Annotated in this window: 15 protein-coding genes; 11 read left to right on the forward strand and 4 right to left on the reverse strand. The window is 36.2% G+C overall.

Features of this window, described 5'->3' with window-relative positions; genetic code table 11:
* Positions 1-59: 59 nt before the first annotated feature.
* A complete protein-coding gene (locus tag ABDJ41_RS10100) occupies positions 60-1316 on the reverse strand; it encodes a chloride channel protein (protein ID WP_349785863.1) in 1257 nt (418 codons plus the stop codon).
* A gap of 131 nt (positions 1317-1447) precedes the next feature.
* Complete coding sequence (locus tag ABDJ41_RS10105; RefSeq protein ID WP_349785864.1) at positions 1448-1843, reverse strand: lipocalin family protein; 396 nt, start codon at positions 1841-1843, stop codon at positions 1448-1450.
* 452 nt (positions 1844-2295) lie between these two features.
* Between ABDJ41_RS10105 and ABDJ41_RS10110 the strand changes: the two genes are divergently transcribed.
* The 7 genes from ABDJ41_RS10110 to ABDJ41_RS10140 all read left to right on the forward strand — a co-directional run bounded on the left by ABDJ41_RS10110 (position 2296) and on the right by ABDJ41_RS10140 (position 9039).
* Positions 2296-3174: a cell division protein FtsX gene (locus ABDJ41_RS10110; RefSeq protein WP_349785865.1), complete on the forward strand. Its 879-nt coding sequence runs from the start codon at positions 2296-2298 to the stop codon at positions 3172-3174.
* Positions 3174-3398, forward strand: coding sequence for a DUF3098 domain-containing protein (locus tag ABDJ41_RS10115; RefSeq protein ID WP_349785866.1), 225 nt, complete (start codon positions 3174-3176; stop codon positions 3396-3398). The genes ABDJ41_RS10110 and ABDJ41_RS10115 overlap by 1 nt, the downstream gene beginning before the upstream one ends.
* A gap of 9 nt (positions 3399-3407) precedes the next feature.
* Positions 3408-4202, forward strand: a complete 795-nt coding sequence (locus tag ABDJ41_RS10120) for an undecaprenyl-diphosphate phosphatase (RefSeq protein WP_349785868.1) — start codon at positions 3408-3410, stop codon at positions 4200-4202.
* On the forward strand, positions 4202-4930 hold the full coding sequence (truB, locus tag ABDJ41_RS10125) for a tRNA pseudouridine(55) synthase TruB (protein ID WP_349785869.1): 729 nt from the start codon (positions 4202-4204) through the stop codon (positions 4928-4930). The genes ABDJ41_RS10120 and truB overlap by 1 nt, the downstream gene beginning before the upstream one ends.
* Positions 4931-4932: 2 nt before the next feature.
* On the forward strand, positions 4933-5796 hold the full coding sequence (locus ABDJ41_RS10130) for a YitT family protein (RefSeq protein WP_349785871.1): 864 nt from the start codon (positions 4933-4935) through the stop codon (positions 5794-5796).
* Between the two features lie 4 nt (positions 5797-5800).
* Complete coding sequence (locus tag ABDJ41_RS10135; RefSeq protein ID WP_349785872.1) at positions 5801-6736, forward strand: bifunctional riboflavin kinase/FAD synthetase; 936 nt, start codon at positions 5801-5803, stop codon at positions 6734-6736.
* Positions 6737-6813: 77 nt separating this feature from the next.
* On the forward strand, positions 6814-9039 hold the full coding sequence (locus tag ABDJ41_RS10140; RefSeq protein WP_349785873.1) for a cation:proton antiporter domain-containing protein: 2226 nt from the start codon (positions 6814-6816) through the stop codon (positions 9037-9039).
* A 2-nt stretch (positions 9040-9041) separates the two neighbouring features.
* On the opposite strand, the gene ABDJ41_RS10145 is transcribed toward ABDJ41_RS10140, so the two are convergent.
* A complete protein-coding gene (locus ABDJ41_RS10145) occupies positions 9042-9662 on the reverse strand; it encodes a lysine transporter LysE (RefSeq protein WP_349785875.1) in 621 nt (206 codons plus the stop codon).
* 55 nt (positions 9663-9717) lie between these two features.
* Positions 9718-12516 (reverse strand): excinuclease ABC subunit UvrA, encoded by a 2799-nt coding sequence (gene uvrA / locus ABDJ41_RS10150; RefSeq protein ID WP_349785877.1) that lies wholly within the window; start codon positions 12514-12516, stop codon positions 9718-9720.
* A gap of 270 nt (positions 12517-12786) precedes the next feature.
* Here uvrA and ABDJ41_RS10155 point away from each other — a divergent pair, with 270 nt between their 5' ends.
* The 4 genes from ABDJ41_RS10155 to recA all read left to right on the forward strand — a co-directional run bounded on the left by ABDJ41_RS10155 (position 12787) and on the right by recA (position 15509).
* Positions 12787-13362: an RNA polymerase sigma factor gene (locus tag ABDJ41_RS10155; protein ID WP_349785879.1), complete on the forward strand. Its 576-nt coding sequence runs from the start codon at positions 12787-12789 to the stop codon at positions 13360-13362.
* 102 nt (positions 13363-13464) lie between these two features.
* Positions 13465-13650 (forward strand): hypothetical protein, encoded by a 186-nt coding sequence (locus tag ABDJ41_RS10160; RefSeq protein WP_349785881.1) that lies wholly within the window; start codon positions 13465-13467, stop codon positions 13648-13650.
* Positions 13651-13721: 71 nt separating this feature from the next.
* Positions 13722-14399: an endonuclease III gene (nth, locus tag ABDJ41_RS10165; RefSeq protein WP_349785884.1), complete on the forward strand. Its 678-nt coding sequence runs from the start codon at positions 13722-13724 to the stop codon at positions 14397-14399.
* Between the two features lie 99 nt (positions 14400-14498).
* Positions 14499-15509: a recombinase RecA gene (recA, locus tag ABDJ41_RS10170; RefSeq protein ID WP_349785886.1), complete on the forward strand. Its 1011-nt coding sequence runs from the start codon at positions 14499-14501 to the stop codon at positions 15507-15509.
* Positions 15510-15535: the final 26 nt, after the last annotated feature.

Consider the following 15535-nt stretch of genomic DNA (forward strand, 5'->3'; position numbering starts at 1 on the left):
CGGTTTGATAAAATATAAGAAAGTTGAGAGTAAGCATACTAATTTAAAGGCAGTAACCTCTAGGTTTTACTAAAGTAAGAATACTTGATCTTGCCAAACAAGAAATGACGTGGCATTTTGTTTTCTGGCGCATTGTAAATACTATGACGGCCAGAAATAAAGTAAGCGACGATACAAGCAATCCCTACATATATCCCACAAGAAACTCCAAAAAGCTCTAATGCCATAATGCAACAGGCTAATGGTGTCTTGGCCGCACCAGCAAAAACTGCTACAAAACCCATTCCCGCTAATAAACCTACAGGTAGGGGTAAAAATAAAGATAAGGCACTGCCCAAGGTGGCACCAATAAAAAACAAAGGTGTCACCTCTCCTCCTTTAAAACCAGCACCCAGCGTCAGGGCTGTTAACAAAATTTTCCAGGCAAAATCCTGGCTTTGTGAAGCGCCATCAAAAGATTCGAGTATAGTTGGAATGCCTAATCCTGCATATTTGTAAGTACCTGGCAATAACAAGAGCAACAATACAATTACACCACCAATAAATGGCCTTAAAGGTACATAACTCACTTTTTTAAATAAATGCGAAAAACCTTCTGTTAATCTGACAAACACAATTGCACACGCTCCAAAAGCGACTCCAGCCATTGCACCATATATCAATCCCCTAAAGGTTAATGCCGGTACTAGGTTAATACTATAATGAGTATGTTCAACACCCCATAACGCTGTTACATATGCTCCACTAAATGCTGTGGCAGCTGCCACAATAATAGCTTTAAAAGGTATTCTGGAAATTAAAAGCACCTCGCAGCCAAATATGATACCTGCCCATGGTGTCCCAAAAACCGAAGCAAATCCGGCACTTAAACCTGCAATAAGCAAAACGCTCCGGTCAGCTGCACCTAGTTTAAAAGGCTTGTGTAATTGGTCGGCCGTAGCTCCAGCCATTTGTAAAGCCGTGCCTTCTCTACCCGCTGATCCTCCAAAAAGATGGGTTACAATAGTTCCTAAAAGGACAAGAGGCACCATTTTAAACGGAATGATATCCTTTGGGTTATGTACAGTATCGAACACCAGGTTATTACCTCGTTCAACCCCTTTCCCCTTATGGTGATATAACAATCCGATTCCTAACCCTGCAATAGGTAGCAGGTAAAGCATCCATTGGTGTTGATCTCTAAAATTAGTAGCAAGATTTAAAGTAGCTAAAAATGCAGCGGATAAAGTACCAGCTGCAATACCCACAATCAGTATTATAATAACCCATTTCAATATCTCTCCGGAAAATGTTGTTGGTTTATCTTCTTTAATCATTTTTTCCTTGAGCAATCCTTTGTGATGCAGGTGCAGACAAATATAATGGAATTTTATACTCAGCAAAAAACAAAGGCTGCCTGGATTTACGCCAAACAGCCCTTCTTTACGCTTAAATTGTTAGTAATATTTTACTTAGTAAGGTAATATTTCTCAGTAACTACTGGCGATGATCCTTCTACTACACCATTAAACTCCAGTTTATTTGCTGTAAGTGTAGTAATCTTCCCTGCATAATTTTTACCACCAAAGGCAAACTTAATATCATCATTTAAGAGGATATAGTAGACGCCAATGGTATTAACAGACTTTAAACTTACTACCATTTCATTTTCTTCATTTCTACGAAATTCAAAAGAGTCAGACGCGATTCCTGTATAAGTCTCGGTTGCAGCTCCTGCAACGGAAGTTTCAACCTTAGTAACCTGCCATTTGCCGGCAATATCCACTTGATTCCCCTTTTCCTTTTTACAGGCAGTAAATGCTGAGACTATCAATAATAAGGCTATAGTAATTTGTGTTTTCATTTAGGATGTTTTAAGTTTTTGATGTGATTTTTTGAGATTATAACGCATATATAATTTTTTTGGTACAAAAATGTTACACAAATTATGCCAGCAATGACATTTTTAGCTTTAAACGATTAAAAGTCAAAAATATTAAATCAACAGTTAAATTTTTCAATATTATCTGTTTAATGCAAACTATAATAAATCAAAGATAAGCAGAGGATAAAAAGGGAATAAGTAGCTAAGGGTAAAGCAACCCCATATTTATTCTTAAATCATTCCTTAGTTATATCCAATTGATTATGTCTTCAAAAAATAAATATCAGAATGCTAACCGAAAGACAAAGAAATTAAATCCTTGAATTCTGGCTTGGATGCACTCCAGAAAATAAATACTCTTGAAAATACGTTGTAGCTTTGTACTTTAGTGGCTTATATTTTTTATTTTCGCAGAATACAAAAACAATTACATGGAAGAATTTGAAGTTAGTGATGCTTCTAAGAAGACAAAAACCATATACATTTCAACAATATTTAGTATTGCATTGGTTTTATTGATGCTTGGAATGTTAGGCTTGATATTGGTGCATGCAAAAAACCTTTCTAACTACGTAAAAGAAAATATTGTACTTAATATCATTGTAGATGAGGGGGCTAAAGAAACTGCTGTATTGCAATTTCAAAAGGAACTTAATGCGAATGTTGCCATTAAAAACACCATTTACGTTAATAAAGAAATGGCAGCCCGAAATTTAACCAACGATCTTGGTGAAGATTTTGTAAACTTTTTAGGCTACAACCCCTTGCTTTCTACTATTGATGTTTATTTAAAAGCTGATTACGCCAACAATAAAAGCATAGATACCTTAAAAGCAAATATTGCTAAAAATCCAATTGTAAAAGAGGTGATCTACCAAAGTTCACTTATTGACATGGTGAATAAGAACATCAATACAATTGGTTTAATAATTCTTGGTTTTGCTGCAATATTATTAATCATTTCCATTGCACTTATTAATAATACAATTAGATTGGCCATTTACTCTCAACGTTTTCTAATTAAAAGTATGCAGCTTGTTGGTGCAACCAGAAATTTTATACGCAAGCCTTTTATTCTTATTGCGGCTTTGCATGGTCTGATTGCTGCATTTATAGCAATTCTGATTCTACTAGGTATTTTATTCTATGCTCAAAAAGAAATCCCTGAAATGATTATTTTAAGGAATTATACCGAGTTTGGAATTGTGTTGGGTAGCCTTATTGGTATTGGCATCTTTATAACGGCTATCAGCACTTCATTTGCTGTAAGCAAGTATTTAAAATTGAAAATTTACGATCTATATAGATAATGACTGAGAAAAAAACATCTCCTGTAAATCAGGACAGAAAAAGTGACCTGGTATTTACTAAAAAAAATTACCAACTGTTATTGATCAGCATTGCCATTGTAGTTTTTGGCTTTATTTTAATGATTGGTACAACCGACATTTACGATTTCAGAAAAACATTACTTGCTCCCATGGTAGTTCTGTTTGGTTTCGGATTTGGTGTTTATGCTATCTTAAAGAAGTAAGGGTAAGTAATGGATTATTTGCAAGCCTTTATCCTGGCTGTAATTGAGGGTTTAACAGAGTTTCTTCCTGTTTCATCAACCGGTCACATGGTTATCGCAAGCTCTTTTATGGGCATTGGACATGATGATTTCGTGAAATTGTTTGAAGTAGCAATACAATTAGGTGCGATATTAGCTGTAGTAGTATTATACTGGAAAAAATTCTTTGACTTCAGCAAATGGCAATTTTATTTAAAACTCATCATTTCTGTAATTCCAGCCTTATTCTTCGGATTCCTTTTAAATGATTTCATTGACAATACCTTAGGTAATCCTCTTTTCATTGCTGTAGTATTGTTACTCGGGGGGATTGTGCTGTTGTTTATCGACAAACTCTTTAAAAATCAAACCATAGATCAGGAAAAAGATATTAGCAATATTTCAGCTTTTAAAATCGGGATGTTCCAGGTTTTAGCTGTGGTGTTCCCAGGATTAAGCAGAAGCGCAGCAACAATTATTGGTGGCATGCAACAAAAGCTAACCAGACATGCTGCTGCTGAGTTCTCTTTTTTCCTTGCTGTTCCTACTATGTGTGCGGCAACAGGATATAAATTATTAAAAGGCATACATCTGCTAAATGCAGAAAACGTTAAGCTATTACTTTTTGGTAATCTTATCGCTTTTATTGTTGCCATCATAGCCATTAAATCGTTTATTGGCTTTTTATCTAGACACGGATTCCGAATTTTTGGCTGGTATAGAATAATAATAGGTGTAGTTTTAATTACATTGTATTATTCAGGGGTTGAAATGAATGTATTGTAATGACAGACCAACAAAAAGAATTATCAAAAAACAGCATTGTATTTCCTGATTTCAATTTTGCTGAGGGAGAACTATTACTCATTAATAAGCCTTATAAGTGGACAAGTTTTGATGTTGTAGGAAAGATCAGAAATTCCTTAAAACCATTAAAACTAAAAGTAGGCCACGCTGGCACACTTGATCCACTTGCTACTGGTCTATTGATCATCTGCACTGGAAAAATGACCAAGCAGATTGATTCCTTCCAGGCAGAAGAGAAAGAATATACAGGCACAATGATACTTGGTGCCACAACTCCTTCATTTGATATGGAAACTGTGGTAGACCAGGAATTTCCTATTGATGGGATAACTAATGAAGCTATTTATGCTGCAACGACTCCTTTTACCGGAGAAATTCAACAATACCCTCCTGCTCACTCTGCAGTAAAGGTAAATGGGGAACGACTATATGTTAAAGCACGACGAGGTGAAGAGACGGAATTGCGTTTGCGTTCTGTTACAGTATCTGAATTCGAAATTACCCGTATTGCATTGCCAGAAATTGATTTCAGAATAGTTTGCAGTAAAGGGACATATATCAGATCACTGATTTCGGATTTCGGAAAACAATTGAATAACGGAGCATACCTATCTGTACTTACAAGAACCAGAAGTGGTAACTTTTTGTTGGAAAATGCCTTTGAAGTAAAGGATCTTGTTGATTACCTTAGGGCACAAAAAGCATAATTATGCGAGGGCATCCAAAATCATCGAAACTGAATTTCACAAAAAATGTATTCTTAATAATTTGTGGTGTCGTTTCAGCCTGTTTTGGATTAAAAAGTTTTCTGCTCCCAAGTGGATTTATTGATGGTGGTGTAACGGGAATCTCTTTGTTAGTAAGCAATATTACAGGAATTAAACTCCCTTATCTTATTGTTCTAATTAATATCCCATTTGTAATTTTAGGATACAGACAAATAGGTAAAGTTTTTGCTATTAAAACCTCCGTTGCCATTATGGCTCTTGCTTTTTTATTGGTTGTTATACCTTTTGAATCTATTACACACGACCGCCTGCTAATTGCATTCTTTGGAGGTTTGTTTCTGGGTGGAGGAATTGGATTGGCTATGAGAGGAGGCTGTGTGATTGATGGAACAGAAGTTCTGGCATTATACATCAGTAAAAACAGTACCTTAACAGTCGGTAACATTATCTTAATTCTTAATGTTATTATATTTTCATTCGCCGCCTTATTGCTAAGTATTGATACGGCTCTTTACGCAATCTTAACTTACCTTTCTGCCTCTAATACGGTTGATTATATTGTAAATGGAATTGAACAATATACTGGTGTAACAGTGATATCGGAGAAGAATGTACAAATTAAAAAGTTTATCATTAACCAGATGAAACGTGGCGTAACCATTTATAAAGGTGAGGGTGGTTATGGTGCCCAAAAGGATATTGATATTTTATATACTGTAGTAACCAAATTGGAGATGGGTAAACTACAAACTGCGATCAGACAGATTGATCCGGATGCTTTTGTAATACAACAGCAAATTGCTGACATAAAAGGTGGTGTGGTAAAACACAAGGCCTTACATTAATTTTATGAAGATATATAACCACTTTTCTGATTTTAAGAGATTAAAAAATGCAGTTGTTACTATTGGCACCTTTGATGGTGTGCATTATGGTCATCAGAAAATTATCAAAAGACTTTGTGAGCTGGCCAAGACTACTGGTGGCGAAAGTGTAATTCTTACATTTTTTCCTCATCCAAGACTGATCATTGATCCGGAAAATCAGGATTTAAAAATGATCAATACGATAGATGAAAAAGCCAAAATGTTGGCCGCTTTGGGAGTAGATCATTTAATCATTACTCCATTTACAAGAGATTTCTCTAATCTTAGTCCTACAGAATACATTAAAAATATTTTGGTAGATACTATTGGTATCAAACATTTAATTGTAGGTTATGATCATCGTTTCGGCAAAGACAGAGCTGGAGGCATGCCTGAACTGGAAACAGAAGCTAAGGTTTATGATTATAAAATTGAAGTAATACCCGAACAGGATATTAATGATGTGGCGGTAAGCTCTACAAAAGTACGCAATGCACTTTTAAGTGGCAAAGTTGCGCTTGCTGCAAATTATCTGGGCTATCATTTCTCTATGTACGGAAGGGTTATTAAGGGTGATAAAATAGGCAGAACAATTGGTTTTCCTACAGCTAATATTTTCATTGAAGAAACCTATAAGCTTATCCCCTCCGATGGTATTTATGCCGTTACGGTAGATATGTCTGGCCAATCATTTAAAGGTATGGCTTACATTGGACAAAGACCTACAATTAATGGTATGACCAGAAATATCGAAGTAAATATATTCGATTTCAACCAGGAAATTTATGGTCAGTATATCACAATGACCTTTCTACAGTTTTTAAGAGAAGACGTTAAGTTTACCGGATTAGAAACACTAAAAATCCAACTTCAAAAAGACAAAGAAGATACGCTAGCCTACTTTAAAACATTGTCATAAATTGAGTTTAAGCTATTTTTTTAAGAAAAAAACTAGCTTTTTTCTTTACATTTACGACAACCAGGCTTCGTTTTTCTATGATACATTTACCGGTATTAATTACTGATTTAGGATTAATACTTGCTGCCGCAGGTATTACCACACTTTTGTTTAAGAAAATTAAACAGCCTTTGGTTTTAGGTTATATTTTAGCAGGATTGCTTGTTGGCCCTCATGTTGATTTTATCCCTACAGTAACCGACCATGCCAGTATCCATATCTGGGCAGAGATAGGTGTAATCTTTCTATTATTTAGTCTCGGTCTTGAATTTAGTTTCAAAAAACTGGTTAAGGTTGGTGGCTCTGCTTCAATTACCGCTATTGTAGATGTGGTATTTATGCTGCTGATTGGCTTTGTTGCTGGAAAGGCAATGGGTTGGTCGACCATGGATAGCATCTTTTTAGGCGGCATATTATCCGTATCATCCACAACAATTATCATCCGGGCATTTGAAGAGCTTGGAGTTAAACATAAGAAGTTTGCCGGCCTGGTTTTCGGCGTCCTCATTGTAGAAGATCTGGTAGCTATTTTATTATTAGTATTGCTATCTACTCTTGCACTGAGCCAGCAATTTGCCGGTGCGGAGATGCTGGTCTCAATTATCAAACTTTGCTTCTTTCTTGTACTATGGTTTATAGGTGGCATATTCCTGGTCCCAACATTTTTAAAAGCGACTAAAAAGCTAATGAATGATGAAACCATGCTCATCGTATCTCTTGCTTTGTGTTTAATTATGGTATTACTGGCTGTTAAAGTAGGATTCTCGGCTGCATTGGGTGCATTTATTATGGGATCTATTCTCGCTGAAACTACGCAGGCAGAACGGATTGAGCATTTAATAAAGTCTGTTAAAGATCTTTTTGCAGCCATATTCTTTGTTTCTGTAGGAATGCTTATTGATCCAAGTATTCTGGTTGATTATGCGGTCCCTATTCTGATTATCACTTTCGCAACCATATTTGGCAAATTTTTAAGTTCCGGACTTGGTGCATTAGTCTCAGGCCAGCCGCTTAAAACAGCTGTACAAACAGGTTTAAGTCTGGCTCAGATCGGAGAGTTTTCTTTTATCATTGCTACTTTAGGGGTATCATTAAAAGTAACGAGCGACTTCCTTTATCCTATTGCTGTTGCAGTATCAGCAATTACGACATTTACAACACCATATTTAATTAAATCTTCGGAGCCCTTTTATTATTTTCTGGAAAGAAATCTCCCTAAGAAATGGACTGAAGGCTTGAACAGATATACCTCAAGTACGGAAGGTATTACTACATTGAGCGACTGGAAAGTGCTGTTAAAATCTTATATGTTTAACATCATTATTCACTCTGTTATTCTTATTTCTATTGCCATTTTAGGCTCAAGGTACTTACAGCCTTTTATTACAACTTCACTCATTAAAGGCAATCAAGGCATTGTCATTAGTCTGATAGTTACATTGATTATCATGACGCCCTTTTTATGGGCATTGGCCATCAGGCGGATTGAAAGAAAGGCCTATTCACATCTATGGCTAAATAAAAAATACACCAGAGGACCACTGATTTCAATTGAAATTTTCCGTATTGGTCTGGCAATCTTCTTTGTAGGATTCCTTATCTTCCAGTTTTACAATACCTGGATAGCCATTATCATAGCTCTGGTACTAATTGTTTCGGGTATGATCATTTTCTCAAGGAAACTTCAGAGCTTTTACAACCGTTTAGAAAGCCGCTTTTTGTTAAACCTAAATGCCAGAGAAACTCAAAATGCACAACCTGAAATTTTACCCTGGGATACTCACCTTGCGGAACTTACAGTTGCACCTGAGTCGTCATTAGTTGGACAATCGCTAATAGACTTGTCTATCAGAGAAAAGTACGGTGTTAATATTGCCTTGATAGAACGCGGCAGGCTAATGATTCCAACACCTGGTAGAGATGAACGCCTGTACCCTAATGATAAAGTTATGGTAATTGGGACTGATGATCAGCTGGCTGTAATCAAAGAACTTTTTGAAGGGCATACTGACGTACCTAATGAAGAAACCAGCTTCCCGAAAAAGGATATGACTTTGCAAAAGATTGTAATTAATGCGAGTTCTCCTATTTACCGGCAAAGCATAAGGAGCTCTGGTATCAGAGAGACTACACAAGGCCTGGTGGTTGGTATTGAGCGTAACGGACAACGTATACTGAACCCGGATTCAAACATGGTATTTGAAAACGATGATATCGTATGGATAGTTGGGAACAACAAAAAAGTACCTGAGCTTTTAAAATAACCCTACTTAATAAAGTGGATGTAAATGATTTTAACAATATGATAAGCTGATAAGGCGAAGAATAGTAAAGCAATGCTCTTATTAACAATATAACTGCTCAGTGCAAACTTCTCTTTGATATATACAGCAAAACGTGCAAAGCCATATAAAGCGAGTCCAGCTCCGATACCTGACCCTATACTAAAAACAGATAGAGACAAGTAACCAATATCAATCCATTCATGCGAAATCAGGTAAGTACCAACGAATAACCAATAAGGAACCTGCATAGGGTTAAGTACACCTAATAACATCCCATATTTGATGCTATCCTTATTAGAGTAATCAGCTTTCGGCATCTCCTTTCTTGATTTCCAGGTAATGAAACCTAATATACCAAACATGAAGATCATCACAATATCAATGGCATTTTCGAGGTTAATCTCGCTAGAAAGCCATTGTACAAAGCGCATCACTCCAAAGGTAAAAAGCACCTCTACTGCAGAAAAAGCACCGATAAAATACAAGGCCTGACGAATACCCCTCGTAATTGTAATCTGAACTACTGTTAAGTTTATATTTCCCGGAGGGATATAGCCCAACATGTTTAGGACAACACCAAGAAAGAAGGTTAAAAATAGCATGGGCGAAGATACAATGATTTCACAGATTTTTTAATGCAAATTACACTCATGCAACCTACATATGATCCTTTAAATATTTAGCTGTATATGACGCATTTACAGCCAAGAGATCTTCTGGAGTACCCTCAAATACAACATTTCCTCCTTTGTCTCCACCCTCTGGACCAATGTCAATTACCCAGTCGGCAGATTTGATCATATCCATATTATGCTCAATAACCAGGATTGAATTACCTTGCTCTATTAAAGTATTCAATGCAATCAAAAGCTTTTTGATGTCGTGAAAATGGAGCCCTGTAGTCGGCTCATCAAAGATGAACATAGTTTTACTCGCATTATTTCCTTTAATCAGGAATGATGCAAGCTTGATCCGTTGTGCTTCACCACCAGACAGCGTATTAGACGACTGTCCAAGATGCACATAACCCAATCCTACATCTACTAGCGGTTGTAACTTATTCAATATTTTAGGTTCCTTACTAAAGAATGTTACGGCCTCTTCAATTGTAAGATCTAATATATCTGCAACATTTTTATCCTGATAAGTAACATCCAGCACCTGCTGTTTAAATCTCCTTCCTCCACAAGTTTCACATGGCAAGTAAATATCTGCCATAAACTGCATTTCAATCTTCACTTCACCTTCGCCCTGACAAACGTCGCAACGACCGCCTTCAACGTTAAAAGAGAATGCTGCAGGTTTTAAGCCAGCCGCTTTTGAAGCTGGCAATGCGGAAAACAATGAACGAATATCATCCCAGGCTTTCACATAGGTCACAGGATTAGAGCGGGATGAGCGCCCAATAGGATTCTGATCAACCATTTCAACCTGACTCACCAATTCATAATCGCCGTAAATGCCATCATATGCTCCGGTTTGTTCTCCAGAATAATTACCTATAGCTTTCTGTAAAGCTGGATAGAAAATCTTCTTGATCAGACTTGTTTTTCCAGATCCCGAAACACCACTCACTACTGTAAATACACCCAAAGGTATTTTTACATCAATGTTTTTAAGATTGTTTTCTCTTGCGCCTTTGATTAGAATATGATCTTTCCAGTTTCTACGTCTGGCCGGAATATCAATTTTCTCTTTTCCAGACAGGTATTGTCCGGTTAAACTATTTTTATCTTTGATGATCTCCTTATATGTACCACTAAAAACCAGATTTCCACCATGTGTTCCAGCTTCAGGACCAATATCAATAATATGATCTGCAGCCTTCATCATCTCTTCCTCATGTTCAACAACCAAAACGGTGTTACCAACATTTCTGAGCGATAACAATACTTCTATAAGCTTATTCGTATCTCTTGGATGTAGTCCGATACTTGGCTCATCTAAGACATAGATAGATCCAACCAGACTACTTCCTAATGAGGTAGCCAGATTTATTCTTTGCGACTCCCCACCTGAAAGTGTATTTGAAAGTCTGTTTAAGGTTAAATAACCCAGACCTACATTATTCAAATACAATACACGATTCTGAATCTCGGCAAGTAAGCGCTTTGAAATCTTTTTATCAGTTTCTGACAGTTTTAAATTCTCAAAGAAATTCTGAATTGTTGCCAATGGCATTAACACCACATCTATAATAGATTTATCACCTATTTTGACATAAGACGCATCTTTACGTAAACGGGAACCTTTACAATCTGGACAGTTTGTTTTGCCTCTATATCTAGACAACATTACCCGGTATTGTATTTTATAAGTTTGCTCCTCAAGTTCTTTAAAGAAATCGTCTAGTCCACCGAAATACTTGTTACCTGTCCAGATTAACTGTTGCTCTTTCTCCGTAAGATCATTAAAAGGTCGATGGATAGGAAACTTAAATTTATCTGCGTTATGAATTAATTTATTTAACCATTCACGCATTTTTTCTCCACGCCAGGGTGCTATTGCATTGTCGTAAACACTTTTACTTTTATCAGGAATAACGAGATCTTCATCAATTCCAATTACATTTCCATATCCCTCACATCTTTTACATGCGCCATAAGGATTATTGAAACTAAAGAAATTAGGTGTAGGTTCTTCAAAACGGATGCCGTCCAGTTCAAAACGATCACAGAAATGATTCGATTTGCCATCATGCTCGACATAACAGTCTCCTTTTCCTTCAAAAAAAGCAGTTTGTACGGAATCTGCAATACGACTTAGTGTTTCCTCTTCATCGTTTACAACAATCCTGTCAATCAGGATCTGAACAGTATTTTCATTAGTAAGTTCGAAATCCTTAAAATCTTTATCCTCAAGTATATCTTCAATTTTGCGAATCTTATTCTCGTATGATATCCTTAGAAATCCTTTTTGAAGCAATACAGCAAGCTCTTCTTTTAACGATCTGTTGTTATGTGGGAAAAGCGGGCAAAATATAGTTACCACACTTTCATTCCCCAAAGCAGAAATAAAATCCACAACTGTGCTTACGGTATCCTTCCTTACAATATTTCCTGAAACAGGCGAATAAGTCTTTCCTATCCTTGAAAAAAGTAATTTCAGATAATCATAAATCTCCGTTGATGTACCAACAGTAGAACGCGGATTTGAAGTGATCACCTTTTGCTCGATAGCAATAGCAGGTGCAATTCCTTTTATATAATCTACGTCAGGCTTATTCATCCTACCCATAAACTGACGAGCATATGATGATAAACTCTCTACATAACGGCGTTGTCCTTCGGCATAAAGTGTATCAAAAGCCAGAGATGACTTACCAGAACCTGACATTCCAGTAATGACAACTAACTTATTCTTGGGTATAGCTACATCAATATTTTTAAGATTGTGGACTCTGGCACCCTTTATGATTATATTTTTATGTGGATCTTTATCGATTTCGTTATTCATTAATTTCTTGCTAGAATAGTGCTAATATAACCCAAAAAACGCAATTTTGGTTTTTTCAGCAGGAGCAAAAATAAGGCTATCAATCCACTTTTATTTTTTTTTAACACTTTTTATATGGTTTTGTAATAAAAAAATGCTTCTTTTGAAATATTAATACATCAAGCAAACCACTAACTAACAAACTAATAGGAGAACTCATATAGAAGAAAACATCTACTAAGTATTTTTTTTAGCAAGCAAGTAGCAAGGGAATTTAGTAAGGATACTCCTATGAAATTACAACAATCGAGTGATCAAGATTTAGTTAAGTTATATCTTAACGGGGAAGAAACCGTTTTAGAAGAACTGTTAAACAGACATAAGTCAAAAATTTATACATCTATATATTTATTGGTCAAAGATCAATATTTAGCAGAAGACATCTTTCAGGATGCTTTCATTAAGGTAGTCAACACCCTTAGATCTGGCAGATACAATGAAGAAGGTAAGTTTTTACCTTGGGTAATGCGTATTGCACATAACCTGGTTATTGACCACTTCAGAAAAGAAAAGAGAGCTCCTATGATAACCAGTGCAGATGGAACTGATGTGTTTAACCTACTTCAATTTCATGAAGAAAGTGCAGAAGACAAGTTGTTAAGAGAGCAAACTCACTTCGACTTAAGGAAAATGATTCATCTATTACCTGACGATCAGAAAGAAGTGTTGATTATGCGCCATTATGCAGACCTGAGTTTTAAAGAAATTGCAGATCTTACTGATGTGAGTATAAATACCGCTTTAGGGCGTATGAGATATGCTTTGAACAACCTACGTAAGATGATGAAAGTAAAAGAAGTCTCTTAAGCGGGACTACGTAAAGAACATGTTACAATTCATTAGCAATAAGGCGAAAATAAATCAGCGATAATAACGTTTTTTATTAAAAACTAATTTACGCTAGTGCTTATGATAGAAACTTTTACTTCAACTAACAATTTAAATTATCCCCAACATGAGCAGGAAAATGCAGAAGAACTTGGGGGATTGGAAAAGGTGTTTTATGAAAGCATCAAATCCCAGTTGAATACGCTAAAAAAAGATCCTTCTGATGATTGTATCGCAAGAATCTTAGCCTATTCGAGAGCGAAATAATTTAAACCGATCTTAAGCTGCCGCGAAACCGGCAGCTTTTTTATTGCTAAATAATTTTTCTAAGTTTGTCCATGCTCAAAAAAGAAAGATACCAACTTTTTGTGTCCCACTTTTCTGCGAGGCAGCCAAATGCTGAAACAGAACTTCATTATAACAATCCTTTTCAGTTGCTGGTTGCAGTTATTTTATCTGCTCAATGTACCGACAAACGTATTAATCAGGTTACTCCGGCCCTTTTTCAACGTTTTCCAAATGCGAAAGCACTGGCAGAGACTACCCCCGATGTTGTATTCGATTACATCAGAAGTGTCAGCTATCCGAATAACAAGGCTAAACACCTGGTAGGAATGGCCAATATCCTGTTAAATGAATTCAATAACGAAGTTCCCTCAGATGTAAACCAGCTACAGAAAATGCCGGGTGTAGGAAGAAAAACGGCAAATGTTATTGCTTCTGTTATATACAATGCACCTGCAATGGCTGTAGATACTCATGTATTCAGAGTAGCGAATCGCATTGGCCTAACCTCAGGAAAGACACCTTTGGCCGTAGAAAAGGATCTGGTTAAAAATATACCAGAACACTTTATTCATGTTGCACACCATTGGCTGATCTTACATGGGAGATATGTATGTGTTGCCAGATCGCCAAAATGCAGCATTTGCGAAATCACACATTTCTGTAAGTATTTCCAGAAAAACAATAAAATAACTAAAATAATTAGTGAACCGATTGATCTTACAAAATAATTTAAACTTTATTTGGGTTTTTAAATTTTAATTACACTATATTTGCTAACATAATTAGTAAATAGATATTTATATCTTCTTCAAAGAATTATAATAAACATGAGCACAAACGCAGACAAATTAAAAGCGCTACAACTTACTTTAGATAAGTTAGAAAAATCATATGGTAAGGGTACCGTAATGAAACTTGGAGATAATGCTGTAGAACCTATCGAATCAATCTCAACAGGATCAATCAGCTTAGATATTGCGTTAGGCATTGGTGGTGTACCAAAAGGTCGTATTATTGAGATTTATGGTCCAGAGTCATCTGGTAAAACCACTTTAGCGACTCATATCATTGCAGAAGCGCAGAAAAAAGGCGGAATTGCTGCTATCGTAGATGCAGAGCATGCTTTTGATAAAGGTTATGCGAAAAAACTGGGTGTTGATGTAGACAACCTATTGATTTCACAACCGGACAACGGAGAGCAGGCTTTAGAAATTGCTGACAACCTAATCCGATCAGGTGCTATTGATGTAATTGTTATTGACTCTGTAGCTGCACTGGTACCTAAAGCTGAAATTGAAGGCGAAATGGGGGATTCTAAAATGGGATTACATGCCCGTTTAATGTCACAGGCCTTACGTAAACTTACAGGTACAATCTCTAAAACAGGATGTTGCTGTATATTTATCAACCAGTTACGTGAAAAAATTGGTGTGATGTTCGGTAACCCGGAAACTACAACTGGTGGTAATGCACTTAAATTCTACGCATCTGTGCGCTTGGATATCCGTAGAACATCACAGATTAAAGATTCTGATGAAGTTGCTGGTAACCGTGTTAAAGTAAAAATTGTAAAAAATAAAGTTGCCCCTCCTTTCCGTGTTGCTGAGTTTGACATCATGTTTGGTGAAGGTATTTCTAAAACAGGTGAAATTATTGACCTGGGTGTTGATTTTAATATCATTAAAAAAGCTGGTTCGTGGTTCTCTTATGGAGATACTAAACTTGGTCAGGGTAGAGATGCTGTTAAACAATTACTTCTTGACAACCCAGAACTTTCTGATGAAATCGAAGCAAAAATACGCGTTGAGGTAACAGGGGAAAAATTAGAAGAAAAGTAAGATAATTGTAGTTACTTATAAAAAAC

Source organism: Pedobacter sp. ASV1-7 (assembly GCF_040203335.1).
Taxonomy (GTDB): domain Bacteria; phylum Bacteroidota; class Bacteroidia; order Sphingobacteriales; family Sphingobacteriaceae; genus Pedobacter.

Coding starts and splice junctions, on each gene's coding strand:
- ABDJ41_RS10120 (WP_349785868.1), top strand. CDS start 3,408: ATGGATTATTTGCAAGCCTTTATCCTGGCTGTAATTGAGGGTTTAACA.
- ABDJ41_RS10140 (WP_349785873.1), top strand. CDS start 6,814: ATGATACATTTACCGGTATTAATTACTGATTTAGGATTAATACTTGCT.
- ABDJ41_RS10160 (WP_349785881.1), top strand. CDS start 13,465: ATGATAGAAACTTTTACTTCAACTAACAATTTAAATTATCCCCAACAT.
- recA (WP_349785886.1), top strand. CDS start 14,499: ATGAGCACAAACGCAGACAAATTAAAAGCGCTACAACTTACTTTAGAT.
- ABDJ41_RS10155 (WP_349785879.1), top strand. CDS start 12,787: ATGAAATTACAACAATCGAGTGATCAAGATTTAGTTAAGTTATATCTT.
- ABDJ41_RS10115 (WP_349785866.1), top strand. CDS start 3,174: ATGACTGAGAAAAAAACATCTCCTGTAAATCAGGACAGAAAAAGTGAC.
- nth (WP_349785884.1), top strand. CDS start 13,722: ATGCTCAAAAAAGAAAGATACCAACTTTTTGTGTCCCACTTTTCTGCG.
- ABDJ41_RS10145 (WP_349785875.1), bottom strand. CDS start 9,662: ATGCTATTTTTAACCTTCTTTCTTGGTGTTGTCCTAAACATGTTGGGC.
- ABDJ41_RS10100 (WP_349785863.1), bottom strand. CDS start 1,316: ATGATTAAAGAAGATAAACCAACAACATTTTCCGGAGAGATATTGAAA.
- ABDJ41_RS10130 (WP_349785871.1), top strand. CDS start 4,933: ATGCGAGGGCATCCAAAATCATCGAAACTGAATTTCACAAAAAATGTA.
- ABDJ41_RS10110 (WP_349785865.1), top strand. CDS start 2,296: ATGGAAGAATTTGAAGTTAGTGATGCTTCTAAGAAGACAAAAACCATA.
- truB (WP_349785869.1), top strand. CDS start 4,202: ATGACAGACCAACAAAAAGAATTATCAAAAAACAGCATTGTATTTCCT.
- ABDJ41_RS10105 (WP_349785864.1), bottom strand. CDS start 1,843: ATGAAAACACAAATTACTATAGCCTTATTATTGATAGTCTCAGCATTT.
- uvrA (WP_349785877.1), bottom strand. CDS start 12,516: ATGAATAACGAAATCGATAAAGATCCACATAAAAATATAATCATAAAG.
- ABDJ41_RS10135 (WP_349785872.1), top strand. CDS start 5,801: ATGAAGATATATAACCACTTTTCTGATTTTAAGAGATTAAAAAATGCA.